Here is a 13,417-nt window from a genome sequence, read left to right on the forward strand (position 1 = left end):
TAATTTATTGACGTCGTTTATGAAGGTTTTTCGTTTTCTTTTTAAGGTTTTGCTGTGGTTTATAGGAATTTCTGTTATTTGGGTGTTAATCTATAAATGGGTTCCCGTTCCTGTTACTCCTTTAATGGCAATACGGACTATTCAGCAAAATAATAAGCAAGAAACAATCACTTGGAAACACAACTGGGTTTCTATTGATAAAATTTCAAAAAACCTTCAATTGGCAGTTATTTGTAGTGAAGACCAAAAGTTTGAAAAACACAATGGTTTTGATGTGAAAGCAATTGAAAAAGTAATTAAAAACTCATCAGAAGGGAAAAAACTTAGAGGCGCAAGCACTATAAGTCAGCAAACAGCAAAAAATGTTTTTTTATGGCCTGGAAGAAGCTGGATTAGAAAAGGCTTTGAGGTCTACTTTACTTTTTTAATTGAACAATTATGGAGCAAAGAACGCATTATAGAAGTCTATTTAAACAGTATTGAAATGGGAAATGGAATCTACGGAGCGGAGGCAGCTTCTAAATTTTGGTTTCATAAAAAAGCATCCCAATTATCTAAACAAGAAGCCGCAGCAATAGCAGCAATATTACCAAATCCATTGGTTTTAAAAGCTTCTCCAGCATCAAGCTATATTCAGAATAGGAAAAATTGGATTCTAAGGCAGATGAATTTTTACGGTCCCTTCAATTTAAAAAATCCGAAATAATTAATCCATACTTCTCTCTTTTAAAAACTCTTGTCGTACAATTTTTGCAGTTTTATGTTCGCCCGTATGACTCCATCCAGGAGGCATTACTATATAAGCCAATTTGTTTTTAATGCCAGGAGCATGATATACATCTTTGCAAAGCGCAATAATTTCACCAAAATAAACATCTATAAAATTTCCAGAATTCATTTTCCGGGTAATCCCGTATTCTATTTTTAAGTTCTTTTCTTCATTTTGAAAGGTTCCAAAAACTTTGTCCCATATATTCAAGAGATTACAAAAATTGGTATCCATATATAAGGGATTCTTAGCATGATGTACTCTATGATGGGAAGGAGTTAAAATAATTTTATTCAAAAAACCTAGCCTCCCATCTTTAATTAAATTCTCACCAACATGAATAAATGCTCCATAAGTGCCATCTATAAACATAATAATAAACAGCATTTCTGGTTTGATTCCCGCCAAAATACATACAGTAGTCCGGATTGCATCTGCATAAGGAGCTTCTAAGAAAAAATGTGCATGAGTAACGGAAAGATTCATGTCTTCGGGAGCATGATGTGTAGAATGCAAACACCAAAATAAACGAACTTTATGTCCCCAATAATGATAAAGAAAATGAGCAAACTCCCACACAACATATCCATATAGAAACCAATACCATTTTAGAGATGTTTGTATAGGTGCGTATGGCTCTAATACGCCAATAAGAAAAGTTGTAACTGCAATAGCAATAAACCTACCGATAAAACGATTTAGGACATAAGTCAAAAATGTAATTTTATAAACTTTAGTTTGTGGCTTTTTATAGATTAAACCCAATATAAATTCCAAAAGAATTAATAATGGAATAATAGGAAATATTAAAGCTGTAATCCCTTCATATGTTCTAAGAGCTTCATAATTACCGCTCTGCAAAATATCCCAAGCCTGAGATATCCCTAAAAAATTTATTATTTCTTCAATAAAAGTGTTAAATACATCCATTTTCAACTAGATTAAGAGTCAAAATTTATAATTATTGAAAAATAGTAAAAAATAATCTATATTTCAATAATTAATTACATAAAGCTTGGCTTTGTTAAATAATTGCTTTCAATAACTTATATTTACTTTTAAGTGAAAGGGATTATCTTAGCTTTTTCAGTTTGAGAAAAAATAATGCTTTTCAAATATGTACTCCTAAACAACGGCGAAATAAAATTTAATCAAAATAGATTATGACGAAAACTAAATTGCTTTTCATTTTTATAATTACCTTATTATTTAATGCTTGTAAAGGCGATAAAACTAAAAAAGAAACTGTTCAAAATACTGCTCCAATTCCTGTTTTGAATCTTGAGGAGGCTAACCGACTTGCATCCTTACCACTTGAATGTATGCAAATAGAATTTCCTAACAAACTCAACCAAACCCTTCAAGATAGCTCTCAATTAGCAGCACCAAAAAAACTACACCCAGCTTTTTATGGATGTTTCGACTGGCATTCTTCTGTACATGGACATTGGTCTTTAGTTTCACTTTTAAAGCAGTTTCCTTCTTTAAATCATTCAGAAATCATCAGAAAAAAATTAAAAGAGAACATCTCAAAAGAAAATATAGAAGCTGAACTTGCTTATTTTAAAATGAAAGGCAACACCTCCTTCGAAAGAACGTACGGTTGGGCTTGGATCCTAAAATTAGCTGAGGAATTACATACTTGGGACGATCCGCTAGGTAAAGAACTAGAAAAAAATTTAGCGCCATTAACCAATTATATTGCAACTTCATATATTGAATTTCTCCCTAAATTGAATTATCCTATTCGTGTTGGGGAACATACAAATACTGCCTTCGGACTTTCCTTAGCTTGGGATTACGCTTCTACACTTCAAAACAATGAATTACAGACAAGCATAGCAGAAACCGTAAACAGATTTTATAAAAGCGATACAAATTGCCCTTTGAGTTGGGAACCAAGCGGATTTGATTTCCTTTCTCCTTGTTTAGAAGAAGTAAACCTTGTAAGAAAAGTATATGCTAAAGAGGATTTTAAAGTTTGGTTAAATAATTTTTTACCTCAATTAACACATTCAGATTTTGAATTAGCTCCAGGAAAAGTTGGCGACAGAGAGGATGGTAAATTAGTTCATTTAGATGGTTTAAATTTTAGTCGCGCATGGTGTTTATATGGCATTGCACAAACACTTCCAGAATATAATCATTTAAAAAATATTGCCAATCAACATATTAATTATTCACTACCAAATATTGTAGACAACAATTACAGTGGCACACATTGGCTAGGAACTTTTGCCTTGTATTCTTTAAACCATGTACCCAAATAAATGTTTAAAAAAGTAGGACCAGGAGTTTTAGTTGCAGCGGCTTTTATTGGGCCGGGAACAGTTACTACCTGTATGTTAACAGGAAATTCTTTTGGATTTTCACTGTTATGGGCAATGTTATTTTCTATAATAGCTACTATTTTTTTACAAGAAATGGCAGCACGTATTGGAATTATAACCCAAAAAGGCTTAGGAGATGTAGTTGCAACCGAAATATACAAACCTTGGTTGCGATGGCTTGTTATGACCCTAATTTTAGGAGCAATTGTTATTGGAAACACCGCTTATGAAGGCGGAAATATTGGCGGAGCAACCCTTGGCCTCCAAGCACTATTTGGAACCGAACACTCTTATTTATACCCACTAATTATTGGTAGTTTGGCATTTATATTTTTATACATCGGGAAATATAAAACAATAGAAAAAATTCTTGTTGCTCTAGTAATTCTAATGAGTATCTCTTTTATACTCACTGCCATTGTAACCAAACCAAATATTATAGAGATTCTTAAAGGTCTTTTTATACCTACAGCACCAAAAAATAGCCTTCTAAGCATAATAGCCTTAGTTGGAACTACAATTGTACCCTATAATTTATTTCTGCACGCTTCTTTAGTAAGCAAAAAATGGAATAAAACTACAGATTTAAAATATGCACAAAGAGACACTATTCTATCCATTTCCTTAGGCGGATTAGTATCCATAGCTATAATGATTACAGCAGCAAAAACTCAAAGCTTAGAAATAAAAAATGTGCTCGACCTCGCAATTGGACTAGAACCGATTTACGGAAATAGCGCCAAATATTTTATGGGAATAGGACTCTTTGCAGCCGGATTAACCTCTGCCATTACCGCCCCACTAGCTGCCGCATTTGTTGCCAATAGTTGCTTTGGATGGGGTTCTAATATGCAAAACAAACGCTTCAAAGCAGTTTGGATGTTTATAATTATTCTTGGCGTTATTTTAATGTCCTTTGGAATAAAGCCTATTGAAGTTATAAAACTGGCGCAAATAGCAAATGGTATTTTACTCCCTATTATAACCATTTTTTTACTTTGGGCAGTAAACAGAACTTCCATTTTAAAAACATATAAGAATACTTTAATTCAGAATATTATAGGAATCATTATTGTGGTATTAACATTAGGACTTGGAATAATGAGCGTTTTAAAAGTGTTTGGAATACAAGTTTTTGCATAAATTTGAAATGATGAAAACTACAAAAGAACTTTTAATAAGTAAATGCCAAGAGCTTTTAAACCAACGGCTATATCAAGTACAAAAAGCAATTGCCACAATTGAAGAATCTTTTGCTTCTGAAACAAAAAGTAGTGCAGGAGATAAACATGAAACTGGCCGTGCAATGCTTCAATTAGAAAGAGAAAAAGCCGGAAATCGACTTCGGGAAATTGAAAATATGCTGCATGCTTTTTCTAGAATTAACTATGATAAGTCTTCTGAAGAAAAAAATCAAAAAGTCAAAGTAGGTAGTCTTATAAAAACCAACCTTGCTTCTTATTTTATAGCTGTTTCCTTAGGACAACTTACCGTTCAAAATGAGGACATTTATTGCATCTCAGCGCAATCTCCTATTGGACAACTATTATTAGGAAAAACAATTAACGATGACGTTTCTTTTCAATCATCAAAAATAAAAATTCTAGAAATTTATTAATTCGTTATTTATCTTCTTATTGCCCGTAAGGGATCCCTTTTAATTTAGATTTCCACTTTAAAAAACTACCTCGAAGTAAGCCTACGAGGTATTTTAAGGAAACTAATTTAATCCTTTTCGACGTAGAACCCTTCGATATACTCAGAACAGGCTCTAGGGAATAAAACCCTCAATGAGGGATTTAAAAAATTAACAGCTTCCTACGCAACCTTTCTTACATTCTTGCTTCTTATAAATATAAAAAACTTAAAAGCATATATTTTAAATGAAAACAAGAAAACTAATTGCAGCTTCTTTAGTTGTAGCACTTACAGGATTATTTATTAGCTGTTCTGACGACGACACAACTAGCTGTGTACCAGATTATACAGGAGCACTTTCTGAACAAGAATCAGGATTTGCTGGAACTTGGAAGCTTACAGCAATTGAATCTAGTAAGGAACTTGATTTAACAGATGATGACGAAGACAATCCAACTACCGATATTTTTATACAACAAACAGATTGTCAAAACGACATCTCATACACATACGGAACCGATAGAAGTTATATTTATGAAGTAGGAGAAAATGCCGAAGATTGTACCAATGCAAGGTCTGGAACTGGTACCTGGAAATTAGGTGGAAACTCTTTAGGTGTTATTTCTGCTTGTTATGAAGATATTCAGAACTTAGAATTTAATACTGAAAGAAATGAATACAAAATTCAAAACACAGGAACCGGTACAGATGTAAACGGGAAATCTTTCCAAATAATTGTTACTTACACTTTTACAAAAAAACTGGCAGATGTAGAGCCTGCTGACTAAAAATAAAGTTTTAGGTTAAAAAGCTGATATATTAATGAAAGTTAATTATCAGCTTTTTTTATGAAAAATCTTAACTGCCTTGTAGGGGAAATAATAATTATATATTTTTATCTATCAAAAATCAACCTGATGAAAAAAATATTAATCCTTTCTAGTTTACTTATCACTTTCTTACTTTTTCCGAATAAAATCCATGCACAATTTTGGAAAAAAATCCAAGACAAGGTAGAAAAAAAGGCAGAAGATGTTACCGATGATATTTTAAATGGAAGTGATAAAAGCACACAAGAAGAAGCGGGAAAAAAGGATGAAATTCCTTACGTAGAAAAAACCTTTTCTTATGTTCCTGGAAAAAACACCTACTTTGAGGATGAGTTTGAAAATGATGATTTCGGAGCTATGCCTACTTATTGGAAAACAAATGGCGTAGGTTCTATAGTTGAAATTTCTGGAATCCCAGGGAAATGGTTAGAGTTAGGACAAAGATCAAGTTTCAAGCTAGATACATTACTGTCAATGCCAGAGAATTTCACCCTTGAATTTGATATCCTAACCCGAAGTGATAAAGCAGAAGACTTAGGGGCTATGAATTTTGGATTCAGCAAAGACAACAGTGTCCGTTCTTGGATTTCTGATGCCTATAACGACAACTCCATTACCTCTACTGAACTACATTTCTGGAATAAAGATGTGACTCACAGTAGCAGTGCTACAGATAACAGAAGCACCTTAGATTTTCCACTAGATGCATACGGAAATACCGTTATACATATCTCTATTGCAGTAAATAATGAGCAAATGAGACTGTACTTAGACAAGTCAAAATTACTAGATGCGAAAATGTTTTTAAACAATCCGAATAAGTATTTTTATATCAGTGCTCCAATATCTTACGACCATGGTGCACAAATTTATATTGGAAACATAAAAATTGCTAAAAACTAAGCCTTTATAGAAAGCATTACTTCTTGGTTCTCATGGAGATTAGAGTTGTGATTAAAAAAAATTGGTTTTCTATTTCTAACACTTTCAATTAAATAATGAGTTCCTTGAAAGTAGCTTTTTTTCACTTTAACTTTTAAAGACGAAGAGGAAACTACTTCCAATTGATGTGGGTATAACAATACTTTTTTAGTTGAAGAATTATCAGGATACAATAAGCTCTTAGGCAATTCATTTACCTCCCCAAAAAGTGAAGCTACGTATTTATTTTTTGGCGTTTCAAATAGTGTTTTAGGATTATCAAAAGCGATTGCCTTCCCCTCTTTTAAAACCATTGTTATATCTGCATAAGCGAGACTGTCCGTATTGTCGTGCGTTGCAGTAATACATGCAATATTTTCTTGTTTTAAATAGCTAAAAATATCGCGTCTTAAAGCATTTTTTTTAAAATTATCAATATTACTAAAAGGCTCGTCCAGTAAAAGTAATTCTGGCTCTCTTGCCAAAGCTTTTGCTAAAGCTACTCTTTGTTGTTGTCCACCACTTAATTCGGTTGGTTTAATTTTGGCATAGGCTGTCATTCCTACAAGCTCAAGCAATTCTGCAACTCTTTTTTTCTTTTTTCGAGGATAAAAATTAGATAGGAATTTTCCGATATTTTCTTCTACCGTAATAAAAGGCATTAAATCGTAATCCTGAGCAACATATTTTATAAAAGGTTCCCCAGGAACTATGTTATAATTTGGTCCAAGCATGGGTTTTTTATCCCAAAAAAGTTTTCCTTTTTTTAAATCGTATAATCCATAAATAATTTTTAAAAGGGTACTTTTTCCTGAACCACTTTCTCCAATTATAGAGAGGTGTTCTCCTTTATCTAAATCAAAATTAATATTTTTTAAAATAGGGGTTTCCTCATATTCAAAAGAGACCTTTTTTACTTCGAGCATGCTAATTAGGTTTTAGCAAATATAAGAAGTTGAAATAGTATCGAGATGACAACTCATGTAATTATTGAAGAAATAAAAAGTAATAAAATAGATTTTAGCTCTGCTACAAATTAATACTTTTGCAAAAACAATTAATAGATGCTTTCTATAGAAGTAAAATCATTTTCAGCAATTACTAAAGAAGAATTATACGAAATGCTTCAATTACGGAGTGAAGTATTTGTTGTAGAGCAAGATTGCGTATATCAAGATATTGATTACAAAGACCAAAAAGCCTTACATGTTTTAGGGAAAAAAGAGGGGAAACTGGTTGCTTATACCCGTATTTTCAACTCTGGAGATTACTTTGACAACCCAAGTATAGGAAGAGTTGTTGTTAAAATGGAGGAACGTAAGTTTGGTTATGGTCATACTATTATGAAAGCTTCTATCGAAGCTATTTATGAACGTTTTGAAAAACAAGACATAGAAATTTCCGCCCAATGCTATTTAAGAAAATTCTACAATTCGCATGGGTTTACTCAAACAAGTGAAGAATATTTAGAGGATGGGATTCCACATATAAAAATGATTAAGAATTAATCTTAATCATTTTTTTATCCATATTTAAATCGTCAAGCATAGTGTTGGTAAACTTATAATGTCCTTTAGTACTAATAATTTTAAATCGGTACGACTTCATCTTACTCAACACATCTAAAAACATCCATTTAGACTTTAATAAGTGTGGTTTTTCTGACTTAACACTAATTTCAAAGAAATGTTTGATTCCTTTTTTGTCTGCAACAATATCTGGAGTAATGATAACATCACTCCCCTTTTTAACAAACGATTTTGGCGTTTCATACCCTTCTAAATCGGCTTTAATATTATCAAACCCACGGTTCTCTAAATAATTAACTGATCTGTTTAAAAATTCTGTATAATTTAATTTATCTGTTGCTATCATATATACAGTATACAAATAATAATGTAATTATCCAATTATCAGACAGTTAAATAGTGTTAATCTTAAGTTTAGCTATGTTATATTTCTTAAATTTGAAAGTAATGGGTTATATATCTCGCAGAGAAAAATCAACAAATTATGATTTCACAAATTAAAACATTCGAAAGTAATGTGCTTGCTTTTGAAGTCTTTGAGGGCTTTACTAAAGCGGATGAAAAAATATGTCAAAAATTATTTGAAGAGAAGCTAAAGCATGGTTTCGAAAAGGTGAATATCTTGATTAAATTGGATGAAATTAAAATTTCTAAAAGTAGTACCAAAGCATTTTTTGAAGATATTTTATGGTCTCTTCGGCATTATAAAAAGCTAGGGCATCTAGCAATTGTTGCACATTCTAATATAGTTAAAGTGCTAGTTCCAATAGATAATTTATTTTTTGAACGCGCCAGTAAAGGACGTTATGAAAGGTACTTTGACGCTTCTCAAATGGAGGAAGCTATGATGTTTGTAAATTCAACGGTATAGATTCCCCCGTACCTACATTAATCAATTTTTAAAAAGCATATTCTGAAGGGGTTTACTACCTCAATAAATTCGCTTCACTTAAACTATTTCTCACAGTATCTATAACTAGTTTATAAGCTTTTCGTTGAAATATAAGTCGAAAAGCAAAAGTTAATATTCCACTTCTAGAAATACTTCGTACTAAGCTTCTAATCCTTTTCTTTATAGGAGCCTTATAAGCCTGCTCAAACTCCTCTAAATCAATTTTTGGATATGTAGGGTAGTCTAGAGTAGCATCGGTTCCGTAGTCTTCTAAATTAAACTTTTGATTAAAAGCCTCTATGGTTTTCATGTCTGGAATAATCGGGAAAAAACGTGCTCCATTTTTAGTAGATGGCGGGTTTGTATAAGAAAACCTATCTATAGCTTCCTTTGGAATTTCTTCTCCCAAACGTTTGACAATATTTTCTTCTTTTACTGAAAAATGATATCTCAGAAAATCCTGACAATTTTTTCTTCCTAATTCAAAATCGTGCTTTCTTAATTTTTCATCCATAAAACCCGAAAAACCACTTATAGGAGACGATGCTAAATGATGTTGCTCTCTAATAGCCTCTCCATTTAAAATTGTTTTCCTACTGGGAGCCACCAAAAATTTAGTTCTATCGCTTAAAGATAATGCTTCAAAAATTCCATCTTGATTAAACATCACCTGATTTCTCAATGCCTTAAACATGCCTTTGGCAACACTCAAAATATCTCGCTCAGAATTAAACAACGACGGATTATTATCTTGATTAGGGAACGGATCTACCATTACTACCGCATAATTATCGTTCGTTTTTAGGGTTTTATTTTTTTCATTTAAAACCTTAATCCCAATCCCATAAGGCTCGTTATTTATGAGTCCGCCATCAATAGAATTAAATTTATAACTCTCTTCATTATCTAAAATTAAAGGTGAAATCCCTTTTCGCATCCCGAACAAATATTTTGGGTAACGTTCAATATATTTTTTAGAGATTTCTATCTCCCGAGACTTTAAACCAATTGGAAAGGCTGCAGTACTGAGCGTGGCATCTTTTAAATAATTTATGTCTTGATTTTCGCTAAGGTCTAACACATAAAAAAGTGAATCTTCCTGTGGAGGAACTCCTCTTTCAAACAATTCATTTTTCACTTTATATCTAAAAAAACCGCCATGATTGGTAATAATATTTGCTGAATTGGTTTTACTATCTCCACTAAAATCAACTTTAAAATTAAGGCCTCGAAGATTGGTTGTGGTTAAAATTAAATCCAAATCTTTAGACACAAATGGAGGATAACGCACCTCTGAATTTATTGTTAGTGCTTCGTTGGCAATTTTATCTATAGCAATACTATTAAGTAGCGATTCAGGGATTTTATTTTTTGATAAATCGTTGGTATTTAAAAGTTTTTCGAGCGTTTTACTTTTATCATCATCGGCCATTTTGACCCAACATTTGTAAAACAAATTATCCTCTCCTTTTGGGTTTGAACGATTTACAGGTTTATGATTTTTACTCAATAAACTCATCAACGTTAGTGTACCTGTAATACCTCCCGCAGAAGCGCCACTAAGCACATCAATTTCTACGTTATGCATTGGAACAGAATGATTGTATTCTGGATGATTAACTCCTAATTTCCTGTTGGTGGCTTTTGCTTCTTCCCACAGTGTTAAGGTTTCTATTAAATAATCTAGTACTCCACCAGTAAAAGACCCTGCAGAAACAGCACCAGCCATAGTTAAGCATAATTTAAACGATTTGGGCATACGTTTTAATTTTAAATTTCAATAAAGTTACTGTAATACCATTTACCAATGCAATTTACTGGAATAAAATGTACTCTTTCCCTTTCAATTTCAAGATAAAAAAGAGTATGTAGCGAAGACTATGCTTTATTTTTCTGCTTTATATAAAGGAAAAAAATCATCATTTTATTTTACCATAAATTCAATCAGTAACTACTATAATTACTAAAAAACTCTTAAGATTTTGATAGGATTACAAAAACTATCACAAATTGCCGTGAAACTTGTGTTAAAGGAAACCCAGACAGCTTTGAAATGAGATATATTGGCTTTCCTAATACGCTATACATGTGATAAAATTACTTAATCTATTATTATTTTTCTTCTTACTATTTTTGAGTTCATTCCAGCTATTTTCTCAAGAAGAAAAAAAAGTACTTAAAATCTTTATTTATAAAGATAATATAGCAATGACAAAATTTGGGATTGCCAATATCACAACAAAAACAGAAGGGAGTTATAAAAATGATTTTCATACCATTACAGCCTCAGAAGGCGACCAATTATTTATTGCTTCTGAAGCGTTTAAAAACTTCTATAAAATTGTGGCCACAGAAGATATTATGAATGGTAAAATAGAGGTTTACATTAAAGATGGTGTAATTCAGCTTGAAGAAGTAGTACTTACCGATTACAGAATTAATGTCGGAAAATTAACCGATTATACTCCTAAAACCTACACTCCAGCAGAAAGACGTTTAGCAGCAGCCTCCAAATATCATTACAAAGGAGGAGGAATGTCTGTGAGTTTAGATCCATTAATTAACGCAATAAGCGGACGCACAAAAAAATTAAAAAAACGATTAAAAGCAGAAACTAAAAATATAATTGTTGGTTTTTTAGAAGACAATTACAAAGATTATATTTTAAACGATTTGGATGTTCCGAGGGATCAATTCGGGCTGTTTTGTTATTATATTTCAGAAAAATACAAAGCCATCCATCGTACTCCAGATAGAAGACGGGTAGAAACTCTACTTCGTCGTGGTTATCTTGATTTTATAAAAGATCCTGCGGAAGAGTAACTCATTAGACTAGGCTTTTCAAAAACGCTATTTATAAAATTACTTCAAGATACTTTTATACTTTGCAGCATCTTTTAAAATTGCAGTTGCATTTTTTATAGCATCGTCATTCTGTAAATAATATTTGTACAAGCCGTCTCTATAGAAGTAACGTACAATAAGTTCGTCTTCGAGATTTTTTGTAATACTTTCTTGATATTCATCAAGAGATGCTAATTTACTATGATTTATATCTGTAAGTAATTTCTTATAATCATTCTTCACAGACTCTCCAAACTCATCTATTTCTTGACTATTCATTACTTTTTTAAGTGCTTTTTCGGTTTTAGTTTCATAAGTAAATCCACTTTCAGTAACGTATTTTTTAAAGTCTTGATAATCGGTTTCAGAAAAACTAAAATTGTCCATGTTAGTTATTGGGTGTTTATAATAGTAGTCTGTAGCATAATCAAAAAGTACATTGTTAGCTATTAATGCTGAAGTAAGACTATTATCTTTCAATCCCTTCACTTCAAGATCAGGCATTACACCACCACCATCATAAACTTTTCTTCCACTACGAGTTTTAAATTCATTGAAATCCTTCTTAACAACCGCTTTTCCATCTGCATCCCTATTCCAATAATCCATCGACTGGATACAACGTCCACTTGGTGTATAATAACGAGAAATAGTTACTTTAAGCTGGGTTCCATAGTTTAATTTAATAGGACGCTGCACTAATCCTTTTCCAAAACTACGTGCGCCAACAATAACAGCACGATCCAAATCCTGTAAGGCACCACTTACAATTTCACTTGCAGAAGCACTTCTTCCATTAATAAGTATTGCTAACGGAATTTCTGTATCAACAGGATTTCTACGTGTATAATATTCTTGATTGAATTTTTTAACCTTCGATTTTGTACTTACAATAAGTTCCTTTTTAGGCACAAATAAATTACAAACATCTATTGCTTCGGTTAGCAATCCACCTGGATTTCCTCTTAAATCTAAGATAATTTTCTTTGCTCCTCTTTCTTTTAAATCTTCCAAAGCTTCTTCTGTTTGCTTAGAAGCCTTGCTATTAAATTTTGAAAGTACAATATATCCTGTTTCAGCATCTATCATATTAAAATAAGGGACGGCATCAATTTCTATTTCATCTCTAGAAACCGTTGTAGTCATTGTTTTTCCTTGCCTTTTATAAGCTATAGAAACATTGCTTTTGGTAGCTCCTTTTAATAATTCTGTTGCATCTTCTTTAAAATCTGATACGTTTATGTCTCCAATTTTTACAATTTCGTCTCCAGCTTTTAATCCTGCTTTATCGGCAGGATACCCTTCATAAGGCTCAATAATTAGAAGTCTATCATCATAACTCTTCACTACAGCTCCAATTCCAGAATACTCTCCTGCATTGCTTATTTTAAAACCTTCTACATCCTGCTCATTCATAAAGTTTGTATAAGGATCTAAATCTTCAAGCATGCTTTTTATAGCGGTGTCCATAAGTTCCGCAGGATTCGTTTCATCTACATAATTCATATTTAACTCCTTAAACAACGTAGTAAAAATCTCTACTTGCTTAGCAATTTCAAAAAAATCGTTTTTAAAACTAGTTCCTACTAGTAAAACAATTAATGCTAGTGCTGGAATTATAATTTTCTTCTTCATAATAGCTTCATATTATTTTCTGAAAAATG

At 32.1% G+C, this 13,417-nt stretch carries 14 protein-coding genes; 9 read left to right on the forward strand and 5 right to left on the reverse strand.

The genetic code is table 11. From position 1 onward, the window contains the following. Window positions 1–19: 19 nt before the first annotated feature. Window positions 20–706 carry a monofunctional biosynthetic peptidoglycan transglycosylase gene (gene mtgA, locus AC13CQ_RS06155; protein ID WP_474506863.1) on the forward strand — a complete coding sequence of 229 codons (687 nt, stop codon included), beginning with the start codon at window positions 20–22 and terminating at the stop codon, window positions 704–706. On the opposite strand, the gene AC13CQ_RS06160 is transcribed toward mtgA, so the two are convergent. Next, entirely contained in the window at window positions 707–1,699 is a 993-nt protein-coding gene (locus AC13CQ_RS06160; protein WP_337900901.1) for a sterol desaturase family protein, read from the reverse strand. 233 nt (window positions 1,700–1,932) lie between these two features. Between AC13CQ_RS06160 and AC13CQ_RS06165 the strand changes: the two genes are divergently transcribed. The 5 genes from AC13CQ_RS06165 (at window position 1,933) to AC13CQ_RS06185 (ending at window position 6,470) form a co-directional block, all read left to right on the forward strand. After that, window positions 1,933–3,039, forward strand: coding sequence for a DUF2891 domain-containing protein (locus AC13CQ_RS06165; protein ID WP_474507654.1), 1,107 nt, complete (start codon window positions 1,933–1,935; stop codon window positions 3,037–3,039). Further along, window positions 3,040–4,242, forward strand: a complete 1,203-nt coding sequence (locus AC13CQ_RS06170) for an Nramp family divalent metal transporter (RefSeq protein WP_474506861.1) — start codon at window positions 3,040–3,042, stop codon at window positions 4,240–4,242. A 10-nt stretch (window positions 4,243–4,252) separates the two neighbouring features. Beyond that, on the forward strand, window positions 4,253–4,717 hold the full coding sequence (locus tag AC13CQ_RS06175) for a GreA/GreB family elongation factor (RefSeq protein WP_337900898.1): 465 nt from the start codon (window positions 4,253–4,255) through the stop codon (window positions 4,715–4,717). A gap of 265 nt (window positions 4,718–4,982) precedes the next feature. Further along, window positions 4,983–5,525 (forward strand): DUF5004 domain-containing protein, encoded by a 543-nt coding sequence (locus tag AC13CQ_RS06180; protein WP_456867975.1) that lies wholly within the window; start codon window positions 4,983–4,985, stop codon window positions 5,523–5,525. Window positions 5,526–5,654: 129 nt separating this feature from the next. Beyond that, window positions 5,655–6,470, forward strand: a complete 816-nt coding sequence (locus AC13CQ_RS06185) for a hypothetical protein (RefSeq protein ID WP_337900897.1) — start codon at window positions 5,655–5,657, stop codon at window positions 6,468–6,470. Here the strand turns inward: AC13CQ_RS06185 and AC13CQ_RS06190 are convergent. Then, window positions 6,467–7,414 carry an ABC transporter ATP-binding protein gene (locus AC13CQ_RS06190; protein WP_474506860.1) on the reverse strand — a complete coding sequence of 316 codons (948 nt, stop codon included), beginning with the start codon at window positions 7,412–7,414 and terminating at the stop codon, window positions 6,467–6,469. The two genes, AC13CQ_RS06185 and AC13CQ_RS06190, sit on opposite strands and share 4 nt — an antisense overlap. Window positions 7,415–7,552: 138 nt before the next feature. Between AC13CQ_RS06190 and AC13CQ_RS06195 the strand changes: the two genes are divergently transcribed. Continuing rightward, window positions 7,553–7,996 carry a GNAT family N-acetyltransferase gene (locus tag AC13CQ_RS06195; protein ID WP_335587087.1) on the forward strand — a complete coding sequence of 148 codons (444 nt, stop codon included), beginning with the start codon at window positions 7,553–7,555 and terminating at the stop codon, window positions 7,994–7,996. Here the strand turns inward: AC13CQ_RS06195 and AC13CQ_RS06200 are convergent. Then, window positions 7,986–8,363: a hypothetical protein gene (locus AC13CQ_RS06200; protein ID WP_335587086.1), complete on the reverse strand. Its 378-nt coding sequence runs from the start codon at window positions 8,361–8,363 to the stop codon at window positions 7,986–7,988. The two genes, AC13CQ_RS06195 and AC13CQ_RS06200, sit on opposite strands and share 11 nt — an antisense overlap. Before the next feature lie 138 nt (window positions 8,364–8,501). Between AC13CQ_RS06200 and AC13CQ_RS06205 the strand changes: the two genes are divergently transcribed. Then, entirely contained in the window at window positions 8,502–8,888 is a 387-nt protein-coding gene (locus tag AC13CQ_RS06205) for a SpoIIAA family protein (RefSeq protein ID WP_008611303.1), read from the forward strand. Window positions 8,889–8,943: 55 nt separating this feature from the next. Here AC13CQ_RS06205 and AC13CQ_RS06210 read toward each other — a convergent pair whose 3' ends face one another. Continuing rightward, window positions 8,944–10,668 carry a hypothetical protein gene (locus AC13CQ_RS06210; RefSeq protein ID WP_474506859.1) on the reverse strand — a complete coding sequence of 575 codons (1,725 nt, stop codon included), beginning with the start codon at window positions 10,666–10,668 and terminating at the stop codon, window positions 8,944–8,946. A 449-nt stretch (window positions 10,669–11,117) separates the two neighbouring features. On the opposite strand from AC13CQ_RS06210, the gene AC13CQ_RS06215 reads away from it, so the two are divergent. Beyond that, window positions 11,118–11,732, forward strand: coding sequence for a hypothetical protein (locus AC13CQ_RS06215; RefSeq protein ID WP_474506858.1), 615 nt, complete (start codon window positions 11,118–11,120; stop codon window positions 11,730–11,732). A 39-nt stretch (window positions 11,733–11,771) separates the two neighbouring features. On the opposite strand, the gene AC13CQ_RS06220 is transcribed toward AC13CQ_RS06215, so the two are convergent. Beyond that, window positions 11,772–13,388, reverse strand: a complete 1,617-nt coding sequence (locus AC13CQ_RS06220) for a S41 family peptidase (RefSeq protein WP_008611306.1) — start codon at window positions 13,386–13,388, stop codon at window positions 11,772–11,774. Window positions 13,389–13,417 lie beyond the last annotated feature (29 nt).

The organism is Galbibacter sp. L-19 (assembly GCF_056857615.1).